Source organism: Sandaracinaceae bacterium (assembly GCA_020633055.1).
GTDB lineage: Bacteria > Myxococcota_A > Polyangia > Polyangiales > Houyiibacteriaceae > JADJJE01.
Genome location: JACKEJ010000004.1, coordinates 117046 through 130360, shown reverse-complemented (window position 1 = coordinate 130360; position 13315 = coordinate 117046). Strand labels below are relative to the sequence as shown.

Here is a 13315-nt window from a genome sequence, read left to right as displayed (position 1 = left end):
GCCCCGCTGGCCCCCTTGGCGATGCTGTTCGGCGGGAGCACCCCCGAGGACGGCCCCGACCCACTGGCCGAGAAGATCTTGGACGCCGCGTACGAGCAGTTTCGCCTGCTCGGCATCCGTCGTAGCTCGATGGACGACATCGCCAAGCGCGCGGGCGTGGGGCGCGTGACCATCTACCGGCGCTTCGAGAACAAGGACCGCCTGGTGCAGACGCTGCTGCTGCGTGAGACGCAGCGCGCGGTGGCCCGCGTGGACGAGCGCACGTCGCAGCCGGCCAAGGTAGAGGACCGCATGGCGGAGTCCTTCGTGGCCGCCATGCAGGAGGTGCGCTCGCACCCGCTGCTGCTGGCGCTGCTGCGCACCGAGCCCGAGACCATCCTGCCGCTGCTCACCGTCAAGGCCAGCTTGGGCCTGGCGTTCGCGCGCACCTACGTTGCCAACAAGCTGCGCGAGGGGCGCGCCGAGATGGGCCTGCCCGACGTCAACCTGGACCCGGTCGCGGAGATCTTCGCGCGCATGTCGCTGTCCATGCTGCTCACGCCGCGCACGTCGCTGCCCGTCGAGGATGACGAGGAGGCCCGCGCCTTCGCGCGCCGGCACCTGGTCCCGATGGTGCTCTGGGACGCGCCGCCCGCCTGATCTCGACCCCGCCGTACGTCAGGGCGCCAGTCGTCACCGCGGGCCTTCCACGCATGGTTGCGCCCGCGCCGAACGTTCAGTTCGCTGCCGAAACCGACACGGGCACGCCCGTCATGAACGCCTGGTTGCTCAGCTTCTCGTAGCTGCCCGGCCCCGTCGGCAAGAGCGCGTTGACGTTCACCCCGGGGTGCGCGCGCGCCACGCGTAGTCCAGTGCTCCCGGCGTTGCCCCAGCCGTGCGTCATGGCCACTACGCCGGGCCGCAGGCTGCGGTCCCCGTGCGCCGAAGCCAGCAGCCGACCGTGGGCGCTCTCTACATGCACGGGGTCTCCTTCGGCGAGCCCCAGCGCCGCCATGTCTTCGGGGCTCAAGTGCAGCGGGTTGTGCGCGTGCCGGCCGCGCTTGAGCTTCGGGATGTTGTGGTACCAGCTGTTCTGCATGAACGGCGTGCGCAAGTTGATGAGACGAAAGCGAGGTGGCGCCGCCCGCAGCTCGTCGAAGATCGCGCGCGCCTGCGAGAGGGCCTCGGCGAAGAGCGGTGGGCAGCAGTCGACGCGCCGGTCGGGGGTCTGCACGAGCTCCGTGTAGAAGCGCCCCTGCGCTGGGGGCGGCAGCACGGCCACTCCGTCGGGCCGCGCGGCGAGCTCGGCGATGGAGAGCCCGCTGCGCGCGAGCATGCGGTCGAGGCGCGCGAACGGCGCGGGCGGCTCGGCGTCGAGCAGGGATGGCATCCCCATGGCGTGCTGGAGGCGCGCGAGGATCCACCACTCCTCACGGCGCTCACCCGCAGGGGGTACCACGGCGGGTGTGTACTGCACGTAGGGCTCGTACTGCATGCCCAGGCCGCAGATGTTGATGTCCGCGCGCTCCAGCATGTCGGTGGACGGCAGCAGGTAGTGCGCGTGCTCGCCGGTCGCGTTGCGCACCAGGTCGATCACCACCAGCAGCTCCAGCTGAGACAGGGCTTCACGCCAACGCGGCTCACCACCCGCGCTGAGCACGGGGTTCCCGGCCAGGACGATCAGCGCGCGCAGCGGGCGCTCCGCGTCCAGCACCATGTCGGGGAACAAGTTGCCGGGCAGGGCGCCGCGCACGTGGCGCAGCTCTCCGAACGGCGAGTCGAAGAACGGCTGCTCCTGCTGCACGCGTCCAGCCTTCGCGGCCGGGTAGAAGCCCTCGCCGTAGAAGTTGCCGCCTGGCGCGTCGAGGTTGCCCGTGACGAAGCTGAGCATCTGCAGCAGCCAGTAACAGAGCGTGCCCTGCCGCCCCATGTTCACCCCGGTGGACATGTGCACCGCGGCGCGTTCGGCCGAGCTGAAGGCGTGTGCCAGCTCGCGGATGGTCTCGGCGGGCACGCCCACGACGTCGGCCACGGCGGCAGCGGAGTAGGGCGCGATGAACGCGCGCAGGCCCTCGATGTGCTTGCCGTGCGCCGCGATGACGCCCTCACGGAACCCGCCCTGCGCGTCGATCTCGTGCAGCAGCGCGGCCATCAGGTAGAGGTCGGTGTCCGGGAGGATCTGCAGCACCTCGCCCGAGGTCGGGCTGGCCGACTCGATGTGCCGCGGGTTGATGTACACCACGCGCGCGCCGCGCTCGCAGGCCGCGCGGAGCTTGGCCATGGGGTCCGCGATGGAGATGAAGCTCATGTGCGAGACGCGCGGGTTCTCTCCGAAGACGAGCAGGCAGTCGGTGCGCGCGATGTCCGGCAGCGGGTGCAGGGTGCTGGTGCCGAAGACGGCCTCGGCCCCCGCGAACTTGTTGGAGCAGTCCTGCGTGCCCGAGCTGAACACGCTGCGGGTCCCGAGCCCCCCGAAGAACTCCGTGATGGCCTGCGAGGCGAGCGCGTTGAAAGCCGTCGGGTTGCCGATGTAGCCCGCGATGGCGTCGCTGCCGTGCTCGTCGCGGATGCGCGCGAGGGTGCCCGCGATGTCGGCAATGGCCGCGTCCCACGTGGTCGCCTCGAAGGACCCATCGGGCGCGCGTCGCAGTGGCGTGTCCAGGCGGTCGGGGTCGCGGTGGATCCCGACGTAGTTCATGCCCTTCTGGCACGCGAAGCCCGCGGAGACGGGGTGCGAGGCGTCCGGCAGGAGGCGCTCCACGCGTCCGTCCACGACCTCGGCGCGCAGACCGCACGAGGGTTCGCAGACACGGCAGAAGGTCGGGATGGGGGTGGTCATGACGGGCTCCGAAGGAGGGCCTGGTACAGCGCCTCGTACTCGACCGCGACGGTGTCCCAGCCCAGCGCGCGCTGCATCCCGTTCTCGCGCAGCGCTTGGAACGCCTCGGCGTCGGCGTAGAGCGCGAGGGTGCGCGCGAGAGCCTGCGTGAGGGCCGGCACGCTCGCCTCGTCGAACACCACGCCCGTGGCCGTACCGTCCGCCAGCGCGGCAGGTGTCGCGTCGGTCACCGTGTCCGCCAGGCCTCCCGTACGACGCACCACCGGGACCGTCCCGTAGCGCAGCGCGTACAGCTGCGTCAGCCCGCAGGGCTCCACCCGCGAAGGCACCAACAGCGCGTCGCTACCCGCCTCGATCAGGTGCGCCAGCGACTCGTCGAAGCCGATGCGCACCGCGACGCGTCCGGGGTGGGCGGCGGCGAGCGCGCGGAACGCGGCCTCGAGCTCGGGGTCGCCCGTGCCCAGCACGAGCAGCTGGGCGCCTTGTGCAAGCGCGGGCAGCACGGCCTCCGGCAGCAGGTCGAGGCCCTTCAGCCAGGCCAGGCGGCTGACCACGCCGAGCAGCGGCGCGTCCGGGTCCACCGTGAGCCCCATGCGCCGCTGGAGCGCGGCCTTGCACGCGGCCTTGCCGCTCATGTCGACCCGCGCGTAGTTCGCCGGCAGGTGCGGGTCGCGGGCGGGGTCCCACTCGCGCTCGTCGATGCCGTTCACGATGCCTTGGAGGACCTCGGCGCGTACGCGGAGCAGGCCCTCGAAGCCACACCCGTGCTCGCTCGCTTGGATCTCCTGCGCGTAGGTGCGACTCACCGTCGTGATGCGGTCGGCGTACACGAGGCCTGCCTTCATCACCGACACACGCCCGTAGAACTCCACCCCTTCGAGCGTGTAGGCCTCGCTCGGCAGCGCCAGCTCGGGCAGCAGCGAGGCGTCGAAGCTGCCGCTGTACGCGAGGTTGTGGATGGTGTGCACCGTGCGGGGACGCGGCCCGCGAACGTCCGAGAAGTGCAGGTAGGCCGGCACCAGCCCCGTCTGCCAGTCGTGGGTGTGCACCACGTCGGGTCGGTCGCCGCGGTCGAGCCCCTCGGCCAGCATGCGCCCGGCCCACGACAGGGCCGCGAAGCGTCGGTGGTTGTCGGGCCAGTCGCGCCCCTGCGGATCGGCGTAGGGCCCCCCGTCACGCAGGTAGAGCCCCGGACAGTCCAGCACGTACGCGGGCAGGTGCGGCGGGACCAGCTCGCCGCACAAGATGCGGGCGGGGCCACCCCCGAAGAAGTTCTGGTCCTCGAACAGCACGCGGCTCGCGCCCAGGGCGCGCATCACCGCCGGATAGCCCGGCAGCAGCACGTGGACCGCGACGCCTCGGTCGAGCAGGGCCAGCGTCAGCGCGCCGCCGACGTCGGCGAGGCCGCCCGTCTTGACCAGGGGATAGAGCTCCGAGAGGACGTGGAGGACGCGCACGGCATGAGGCGGATAGCGCGGGCGCCGCCTAGAGGCCAGCAGGCCCCTACGTGTGCGGGCCTCGAGCTCCGGTGCGGCGACGGCGAACGCGGAGCGCCAAGGCCGCAGCGAGCGCGAGCGCCGCCCAGCGCAGCGCGCCGTGGGCTGGCTCGCTCTGGTTCATACCCACGCTGCAGCCCCCTCCGCCGACGGGGGCGCGCACGTACACGTGGCTGGTGAGCGTGACCTGCCGGCGGGACTCCACCACCTCGGCGCGGTAGCGGTCCTCGCCTTCCGCAGGCGCCAGCACCTCGAGCGACAACGTGAAGGGGTCGGCGTCGACCGCCACGGCGTCGCCTTGCGGCTCGCCGTTCTTCAGCAGCTGGAGCGTGCGGCCCTGGCCTCCCGTGACGCGCACCTCGAGGTGCGCGCGCCGCGCCGTGACGGTGTCACCCACCAGCCCTTCCCGCGCGCCGAGCTCGACCATCGGGGCCGCCATGCCCGTGATGCGCACCACGGTGCGTCTCTGCCGGATGCCCTCGAGGATCGCGGCCACGGAGAGCTCGTCCGCCTCCACCATGGTCGTGGGGGACCCGATCGGTGAATCGAGCGTGCCGGTCCCCTCGCCGGCGCGGTGGTCGTCACTGCCCCCCAGCGCGGCCACGTGGCGTCCGCGGGCGCACAGCCCATCCCACAGCGCGACGCTGGGCCGAAGGAACGCCATCTGGGCGACGGTGGTCGCGCCGGTCATGATCTCGATACCGTCGATGGCCTCGTCCGGCAGATCGTGGTTCCAGGCGCAGCCGATGCACAGGTCGCCCAGGCTGAGCGCGGGGTGGTTGATGGAGAACAGCGCGCCCTGGGCTCGGTAGGCCGCGGCCGCGTCGTCGATGGTGGTGTCCACGCCGACGCGGTGGTTGACCCAGGTGGTCGCGCCGATGGCGTTGGCGTGCCCGGCGTAGGTGGTGAACTCCACGCCCGGGATGAACAGCAGGTCCGGGTGTCGCGCCTGCGCGTCGTTCAGGAAGTCGAGGGCCGTGTGTGTGTTGTGGTCGGTGATGACCACGAAATCGAGCCCGTTCGCGCGCGCCACGGTGGCGATCTCGTCGAGGGTGGGGTGCGCGTCGCCGCTCTCGCGCGAGTGCACGTGGAAGTCCCCCGCGTAGAAGCGCCGGCCCACCGCGAGGGCGCCCGGGTCTTCATAGGGAGCGCGCTCGGGCTGCGCGGCGAGCGTGGTCTCCGCCGCGGTGCGCAGGATGACCTGCAGGGTGTACTGCGCGGGCAGCACGTTCACCTGCGCCTTGCCCACCACCACGCGCCAGGTGCCCGCCGGGATGGGCCCCGGCACGTAGCTGCGCGACGCGCGGTCGAGCCCCACCACGGCGGGCTCGGTGTTGCCCCCGCCCCAGCCACGGAAGCCGTTCGGGTCCTCGAGGCCGAAGTCGAGGATGTTGTCGCTCGCCACCGAGCTGTGGCGCACCTCGATCTCGGCGATGTCCGCGGGCACCTCGAAGGTCACGAAGAAGTGCGTCTCGTCGCCGTCGGGGGCCGTCCCGTCCAGGTCCAAGACGGTCTCCGCGCGGGCGGTCTGGGGGAGCGCGAGCAGCAGCCCGAGCGCGACGGGGGAGAGCAGGCGAGTCGTGTGCACGCCCCCATCGTGCATGCGCGCTCCACGCCCGTCGAGCGACGGTCTGATGACCTGGGCTCGCGGCTCGGATGACCCTGGCTCCGAGGACTCGGCCGCGCCGGGCTCGCACGAGCTGCGCCCCGTCCCGACTCGAGCTCGCCTCGCCTCGCCGCGCCTGGCCTGGCCGCGCGGCTCAGCCCAGCGCGGCGATCATCTCCGCGCTGATCAGGCACACCCCGCCTGGCGTGCGTTCGAAGCGCTGCGCGTCCAACACCGGGTCCTCGCCCACCACCAGGCCCTCGGGGATGTTCACGCCCCGGTCGACGATGACCTTGTTCAGGCGCGCGTGCCGGCCGATGTTGACCTCGGGCAGGATGACGGCCTGCTGCAGCGACGCGTACGAGTTGACGCGCGCCTGCGTGGACAGCAGCGACCGCCGCACCTCCGCGCCCGACACGATGACCCCCTCGGACACGACGCTGTCCATGGCCGTCCCGCGCCGGCCGGCGTCGTCGAACACGAACTTGGCGGGCGCCAGCTGCGAGCTGTGCGTGAAGATGCGCCAGTTGGGGTCGTAGAGGTCCAGCTCGGGGGTGACGCTGGTGAGGTCCAGGCTGGCCTCCCAGTACGCGTCGAGCGTCCCCACGTCGCGCCAGTAGTTGCCGTGCTCGTTGCCGCTGCGCTGGCAGCTCTTCGAGAAGTCGTGCGCGTACAGCTTCGCGCTGCTCACGAACGAGGGGATGAAGTCGCGCCCGAAGTCGTGCGTGGAGCCCTCGTCCTTGGCGTCGCGCACCAGCGAGTCGTACAGGAACTCGGCGTTGCAAACGTAGATGCCCATGCTGGCCAGGGACACCTCGGGCTTGCCTGGCACGCACGGTGGCTCGGCGGGCTTCTCGAGGAAGCTGATGATGCGGCCGCTCGCGTCCGTGTCCATCACGCCGAACTCGCGCGCCTGGTCCCGCGGCACCTCCACACAGGCCACCGAGCAGTCGGCGCCGCGCGCCACGTGCTCCTCCAGCATGGCCGCGTAGTCCATCTTGTAGATGTGGTCGCCCGCGAGGATGACCACGTACTCCGGGCCCTCCGCGCGCAGGATGTCGAGGTTCTGCCACACGGCGTCGGCCGTGCCGCGGTACCACATGGACTCGTCCACGCGCTGCTGCGCGGGCAGCAGGTCGACGAACTCGTTCACGTCTGCCCGCAAGAAAGACCACCCGCGCTGGATGTGTCGCAAGAGGCTGTGCGACTTGTACTGCGTCAGGACGTAGATGCGGCGCAGCCCCGAGTTGAGGCAGTTGGACAGCGCGAAGTCGACGATGCGGTACTTGCCTCCGAAGTGCACCGCGGGCTTGGCGCGCCGGTCCGTGAGCTGCTTCAGGCGCGAGCCGCGGCCCCCCGCGAGCACGAGCGCGACCGAACGTGACGCGAGGCGGCGGTGTTCTGCGTTCTGTGTCATCCAGCGGGTCCTTCTGCGGCGTGGGTCCGAGGGGGCGGCTCGGGGGTTTCGGGGGGACTTTGGTCTCGGCGCAGATATAGTCCCCTTCGACCGTCCTTCGCCACCCTTTGGAGAGTCCCGCCATGACGCCTCGTCTGCGCTCCTCCGTCGCTCCCCTCGACGCCGCCGAAACCTCGCGCACCGGGATGGAGCCCGACGCCCTGCAGCGGGCGGTGCTGGACCACCTCTACTACACCTGCGCCAAGGACCGTGCCTCGGCCACCGACCACGACCTCTACATGGCGATGGCGCACGCCATGCGCGACCGCCTGCTGCACCGCTGGCTGGCTACCCGGCACACTTACCGCGCCCAGGACGCGAAGCGCGCCTACTACCTCTCGGCGGAGTTCCTGCTGGGCCGCGCGATGGCCCAGAACCTGCTCAACCTGGGGCTATACGACACGGCCGAGCGCATGCTGAGTGACGTTGGTGTGTCGCTGGCCGACATCCTCGAGGAGGAGCCCGACCCCGGGCTCGGCAACGGGGGTCTGGGGCGGCTCGCGGCCTGCTTCCTGGACTCGCTGGCGGCGCTCGAGCTGCCCGGCTTCGGCTACGGCATCCGCTACGAGTACGGCATCTTCGAGCAGCGCATCGTGGGCGGACGGCAGGTGGAGCGCGCCGACTCCTGGCTGCGCGAGGGGAACCCGTGGGAGGTGCCCCGTCACGAGCTGGCGCTGGCCGTGAACTTCTACGGGCGCGTGGAGCATCATCGTGACGACGAGGGGCGCGACCAGCGCCGCTGGGTGGACACGCAGACCGTGGTGGGGGTGCCCTACGACCTGCCCATCGCGGGCTACGGCAACGACACGGTGAACACGCTTCGCTTGTGGTCGGCGCGCGCCTCGAACGAGTTCAACCTCGAGGTCTTCAACGCGGGTGACTTCCGGCGGGCCGTCGAGGAGAAGGCCCTGTCCGAGGCCATCAGCCGCGTGCTCTACCCGGCCGACCGCTCACCCGAGGGGCGCGAGCTGCGCCTCAAGCAGCAGTACTTCTTCTGCGCCTGCGCCATCCACGACATCCTGCGGCGCTACAAGGAGGTCCACAGCGACCTGCGCGGCCTGCCGGACAAGGCCGCCATCCAGCTGAACGACACGCACCCGTCGATCGCCATCGCGGAGCTGATGCGCCTCTTGATCGACCGCGAGCACCTGGACTGGGACGTGGCGTGGGACATCACCGAGCGCACGTTCGCCTACACCAACCACACGCTCATGCCGGAGGCGCTCGAGAAGTGGCCCGTGGCGATGTTCGAGCGGCTGCTGCCCCGGCACCTCGAGATCATCTACGAGATCAACCAGCGCATGCTGCGGCGTGTGCACCTGCACGACCCCACGGACGGGGCGCTGCGTGCGCGCATGTCGCTCATCGAAGAGCACCCGGAGCGGCAGGTGCGCATGGCCCACCTGGCCGTCGTCGGGAGCCACAGCGTGAACGGCGTCGCGGCGCTGCACTCGGAGCTGGTGCGCACGCGCTTGCTGCCCGATTTCGCGCGGCTGTGGCCCGAGCGCTTCAACAACAAGACCAACGGCGTGTCCCCCCGGCGCTGGCTGATGGTGCCCAACCCAGCCCTGTGTGCCCTCTTCGACGAGCGGGTCGGCCCAGCGTGGTCCGCCGACCTGCACCGCCTGCGCGAGCTCGAGGGCCTGCCCGACCGGGAGGGGCTGCTCGCGGAGCTGGCCGCCATCAAGCTGGGCCACAAGCGCGCCCTGGCGGAGTACCTGGAGCGCACGGTGGGGCTGACCTTCGACCCCGAGGCCATGCTGGTGGCGCAGATCAAGCGCATCCACGAGTACAAGCGTCAGCTGCTGAACGCCCTCCACATCATCGCGCTGTATCAGCGCCTCAAGGCGGACCCCGACGGCGATCATCCTGCGCGCACCTTCCTCGTCGCAGGCAAGGCCGCCCCCGGGTACCTGCGCGCCAAGCACCTGATCCACCTCATCCACGACATCGCCTCCATCGTGAACGAGGACCCGGTCACGCGGGACCGCCTGCGCGTGGTGTTCGCGCCCAACTACTCGGTCACGCTGGCCGAGCACATCATCCCGGCCTCCGACGTGTCGCTGCAGATCTCGCTGGCGGGCACCGAAGCTTCAGGCACGGGCAACATGAAGCTGGCGATGAACGGGGCCCTGACGGTGGGCACGCTCGACGGCGCCAACATCGAGATCCGCGACGCGGTGGGCGCCGAGAACTTCTTCCTCTTCGGCATGGACACGGACGCGGTGGAGCGTCGCCGCGCCGCCGGCTACGCGCCTCAGCACTTCATCGATCGTAGCCCCGCGCTGGCGGCGGCCATCGGGCTGCTGGAGGGGGGCTGCTTCTCGCCCGAGGACCCCGAGCGCTACCTGGACATCGTTGGGGACCTCCGCCACCACGACGAGTACATGGTGTGCGCCGACTTCGACGACTACCTGCGCTGCCACGACGAGGTGACACAGGTGTACCGCGACACGTCGCGCTGGCAGGCCATGTGCCTCGCGAACATCGCGCGCATGGGAGGCTTCTCCAGCGACGAGACCATCCGACGCTACGCCAACGAGATCTGGGGGGTGTCGCCCGTGCACGTGCGCCTGGGCGCGGACCCTGGCTGACAGGCTGTCACCGGCAATTCGGTGGCGTCCATTCGACAGCGGCGCTTCGCAGGGCTTACAACGAGGGCGTGCTCGCGCCCTTCGACGACCCTACCAACCACCGGCTGTTCAGCGTCTCGGACGAACACGCCGTGAGCGCGTGGCACAACATTCTGCTGTCGTACTTCCCCGAGCGGGTCTCGGTGCGCGCGCTGGCCGCGGTGCACGGCGCCAACATGGCGCTGCTGGAGGAATACCCCGCGGGCACCGTCACGTTGGGGGTGCTGAGGGCGGGCGCGCCCATGCCTCGCTCGGACGCGCGGGCCTACGCGGCCAAGATCGGGCGCGAGGCCACGTCCCGCTTGCGAGGGGAGTGCATCATCGTGAGCGGTCACCCCATGTGGGCCCGCATGGCGCGCGCGGTGCTGCACACCATCGAGCTGGTGAGCACGCCGCTGCACCCACGCGCCGTGTTCGACTCTCCCGCCGCCTCGCTCCCCTGGGTGCTCGAGCGGGCCGGCAGGCCGCTGGAGGACGCCCCGGTCTTGGGCGCCGCGTTCGAGGCGCTGATCGCGTCGGCGCACCGTCGCTCGCGCTCGTCCATCCCGGCCGCGCTGCGGTAGTGGGCTTGGCCTGTCATGGCGAGGGGCGAGGCGGATGGTGATGATGGGAGGCACCAGGCTGAAGCCAGGTGCCTCGGAGCTGCAGTCCGCGTCGAAAGTCCGCCCCACTGCGGGGGCGGACTACGTGGTCGTTGGCCTCCGATCTAGAGCGCGATGCAGGTTCGGCGCAAGCCCTGGCTTGTCCGAAGGCCCGCAGGCGGCGTTGCTCCTCCTCGCCGATGCACGCATCGACTCGTCGTCGCGCCTTGCCTGCGAACCTTCGTCCGGCGCCAGCATCTTGCGGCGATCCTGATCTGCGCTCTAGGCGGAGTGGGAGCTCGATGGGTTGGCAGGACCCAGGCGATGGTCGCCGTGTCGCAACCGTGGCCCCACGGTCGAGTCCACGTTCCTTCCGGCACAGTCGAGGCTGCGCCACCATGTCTCTGGCCTTCCATGGCTCACGGCTAGGCAGTCCGCCCCCGCAGTGGGGCGGACTTGCAGGCCACGCTGCAGCCTCGGGGCACCTGGCTTCAGCCTGGTGCCCCCCAGCATCACCGAGATGCTAGCCCTACTTGCGATGGCCTCACGAACGCCGAGGTGCCCGGCGGCAGGCCCGGAGCTCTCTCGAGACCCCCTCCGAGTCCTACGGCTTCGCCACGGGCCGCTGGTGCACATGCAGCGTGTGGGCGGCGATGGTCAGCGGTACACCGACGGTCGTCGTCGAACCCTCGACGAAGCCCCGCTCCGTGTCAATGCGCAGCTGCCACGGCACCTCGCCCAGCTCCGCCGGGATGACGTAGTTGACGGGCGCGTCGCCTGCGTTGAAGAACAGGTAGAAGCTGTCGTCGCGTGCCGGGTCGGCGTAGGGCTCCGCCGTAGGGAGGGCCTCGCCGTTGAGGAACACGCCCAGCGAGCGCGCGAAGGGCACGTGCCAGTCGTGGTCGCTCATCGGCTCACCGTCGAGCTTGAACCAGCCGATGTCGGAGAGGTGCGCTTCGTGCTCCTTGGCGCCCTCGAACCAGTCGCCGCGGCGGAACACGGGGTGCTGCCGACGTAGGCGCAGCAGGTCGCGGCAGAAGGCCGATAGCCCCTCGTCGGGGGCCGCCCAGCTCACCCACGAGACCTCGTTGTCCTGACAGTAGGCGTTGTTGTTGCCCAGCTGCGTCCGCCCCAGCTCGTCGCCCGCCAGCAGCATCGGCACACCCTGGGAGAGCAGCAACGTGGTCAGCAGGTTGCGCACTTGCTGCGCGCGCAGCGCGAGCACCTGCGGGTCGTCGGTCTCCCCCTCCACGCCGCAGTGCCACGAGCGGTTGTGGGACTCGCCGTCGCGGTTGTGCTCCCGGTTCGCGAGGTTGTGCTTCTCTTGGTAGCTCACCAGGTCGCGCAGCGTGAAGCCGTCATGGCACGTGACGAAGTTGATGCTGGCGCTCGGGCGTCGGCCGCTCCGCGCGTAGAGGTCGCTGCTGCCCGTGAAGCGGAAGGCGAACTCCCCAAGCGTCTGCTCGGCCCCGCGCCAGAAGTCGCGCACCGCGTCGCGGTAGGGGCCGTTCCACTCGGACCAGATGGCGGGGAAGTTGCCCACTTGGTACCCGCCCTCGCCCACGTCCCACGGCTCCGCGATGAGCTTCACGTGGCGCAGCACCGGGTCCTGCTGGACCAGCGCGAAGAACGCCGCGTGTGGCTCCACCTCGTGCTGTCCGCGGGCCAGTGTGGACGCGAGGTCGAAGCGGAAGCCGTCCACGTGCATCTCCTCCACCCAGTAGCGCAGCGAGTCCATCACCAGCTGCAGCGCGTAGGAGTGCCGCGTGTTCAGGCTGTTGCCGCAGCCCGTGTAGTCCGCGTAGCGCTCGGGGGTCGCGGCCAGACGGTAGTAGGCCGCGTTGTCGAGGCCGCGAAAGCACAAGGTGGGGCCCAGGTCGTCGCTCTCCCCCGTGTGGTTGTAGACCACGTCGAGGATGACCTCGATGCCCGCCGCGTGCAGGTTGCGCACCATGGCCTTGAACTCGTGCACCTGCGCGCCCCCGTCGCCGGCGCTGCTGTACTCGCCGTGGGGCGCGAAGTAGCCCACCGTGTTGTAGCCCCAGTAGTTGCGCAGCCCGAGCTGCACCAGCCGGTGGTCGTGCACGAAGTGGTGCACCGGCAGTAGCTCGATGGCGGTCACGCCCAGCGCCGCGTAGTGCGCCAGCATGGCGGGGTGCGCGAGCCCGGCGTAGGTGCCGCGCAGGGCCTCCGGCACGTCCGGATGCAGCTTGGTCAGGCCGCGCACGTGGGCTTCGTACAGGACCGTGTCGTCCCAGCGGGTGCGCGGGGGACGGTCGTCGCCCCAGTCGAACGACGGGTCCACCACCAGCGAGCGGGGGACGAAGGGCGCGCTGTCCCCGCTGGTGCGCCCCACGCTCAGCGGTTGGGAGAAGACGCTCTCGCTCCACTGGACGCGGCCCTCGATGGCCCGGGCGTACGGGTCCAGCAGGAGCTTGCTGGGGTCCCCGCGCAGCCCGCGCGTGGGGTCGTACGGTGCGTGCGCGCGGAAGCCGTAGCGCTGCCCTGGCGCGACCCCTTCGAGATAGCCGTGGAACACGGGGCCGCTGCGTTGCGTCAGCGGGACGCGCTGCTCCGCGCCCGCCTCGTCGAAGAGGCACAGCTCGATGGTGCTCGCCACCTCCGAGAAGACCGCGAAGTTGGTCCCCGAGCCGTCGAAGCACGCGCCGAGCGGATAGGGGACTCCAGGCCTCACAATCATGTCGAACCGCCTGTGCGGGAGGCT

Annotated in this window: 8 protein-coding genes; 3 read left to right on the top strand and 5 right to left on the bottom strand. The window is 70.7% G+C overall.

From position 1 onward, the window contains the following. Nucleotides 1-21 precede the first annotated feature (21 nt). Nucleotides 22-639 carry a TetR/AcrR family transcriptional regulator gene (locus tag H6726_00480; protein MCB9656094.1) on the top strand — a complete coding sequence of 206 codons (618 nt, stop codon included), beginning with the start codon at nucleotides 22-24 and terminating at the stop codon, nucleotides 637-639. A gap of 76 nt (nucleotides 640-715) precedes the next feature. Here H6726_00480 and H6726_00475 read toward each other — a convergent pair whose 3' ends face one another. The 4 genes from H6726_00475 to glgC form a co-directional block, all read right to left on the bottom strand. Further along, nucleotides 716-2818 carry a molybdopterin-dependent oxidoreductase gene (locus tag H6726_00475; GenBank protein MCB9656093.1) on the bottom strand — a complete coding sequence of 701 codons (2103 nt, stop codon included), beginning with the start codon at nucleotides 2816-2818 and terminating at the stop codon, nucleotides 716-718. Beyond that, complete coding sequence (gene glgA, locus H6726_00470) at nucleotides 2815-4317, bottom strand: glycogen synthase GlgA (GenBank protein ID MCB9656092.1); 1503 nt, start codon at nucleotides 4315-4317, stop codon at nucleotides 2815-2817. The genes H6726_00475 and glgA overlap by 4 nt, the downstream gene beginning before the upstream one ends. A 4-nt stretch (nucleotides 4318-4321) precedes the next feature. Then, nucleotides 4322-5902 carry a CehA/McbA family metallohydrolase gene (locus H6726_00465; protein MCB9656091.1) on the bottom strand — a complete coding sequence of 527 codons (1581 nt, stop codon included), beginning with the start codon at nucleotides 5900-5902 and terminating at the stop codon, nucleotides 4322-4324. Nucleotides 5903-6074: 172 nt separating this feature from the next. Next, nucleotides 6075-7337, bottom strand: a complete 1263-nt coding sequence (gene glgC / locus H6726_00460; GenBank protein MCB9656090.1) for a glucose-1-phosphate adenylyltransferase — start codon at nucleotides 7335-7337, stop codon at nucleotides 6075-6077. Nucleotides 7338-7459: 122 nt separating this feature from the next. Here glgC and H6726_00455 point away from each other — a divergent pair, with 122 nt between their 5' ends. Both H6726_00455 and H6726_00450 read left to right on the top strand, forming a co-directional pair. Then, nucleotides 7460-9970: a glycogen/starch/alpha-glucan phosphorylase gene (locus H6726_00455; GenBank protein ID MCB9656089.1), complete on the top strand. Its 2511-nt coding sequence runs from the start codon at nucleotides 7460-7462 to the stop codon at nucleotides 9968-9970. Nucleotides 9971-10038: 68 nt separating this feature from the next. After that, complete coding sequence (locus tag H6726_00450; GenBank protein MCB9656088.1) at nucleotides 10039-10572, top strand: hypothetical protein; 534 nt, start codon at nucleotides 10039-10041, stop codon at nucleotides 10570-10572. 622 nt (nucleotides 10573-11194) lie between these two features. Here the strand turns inward: H6726_00450 and glgX are convergent. Continuing rightward, nucleotides 11195-13291, bottom strand: a complete 2097-nt coding sequence (gene glgX, locus H6726_00445; GenBank protein MCB9656087.1) for a glycogen debranching protein GlgX — start codon at nucleotides 13289-13291, stop codon at nucleotides 11195-11197. Nucleotides 13292-13315: the final 24 nt, after the last annotated feature.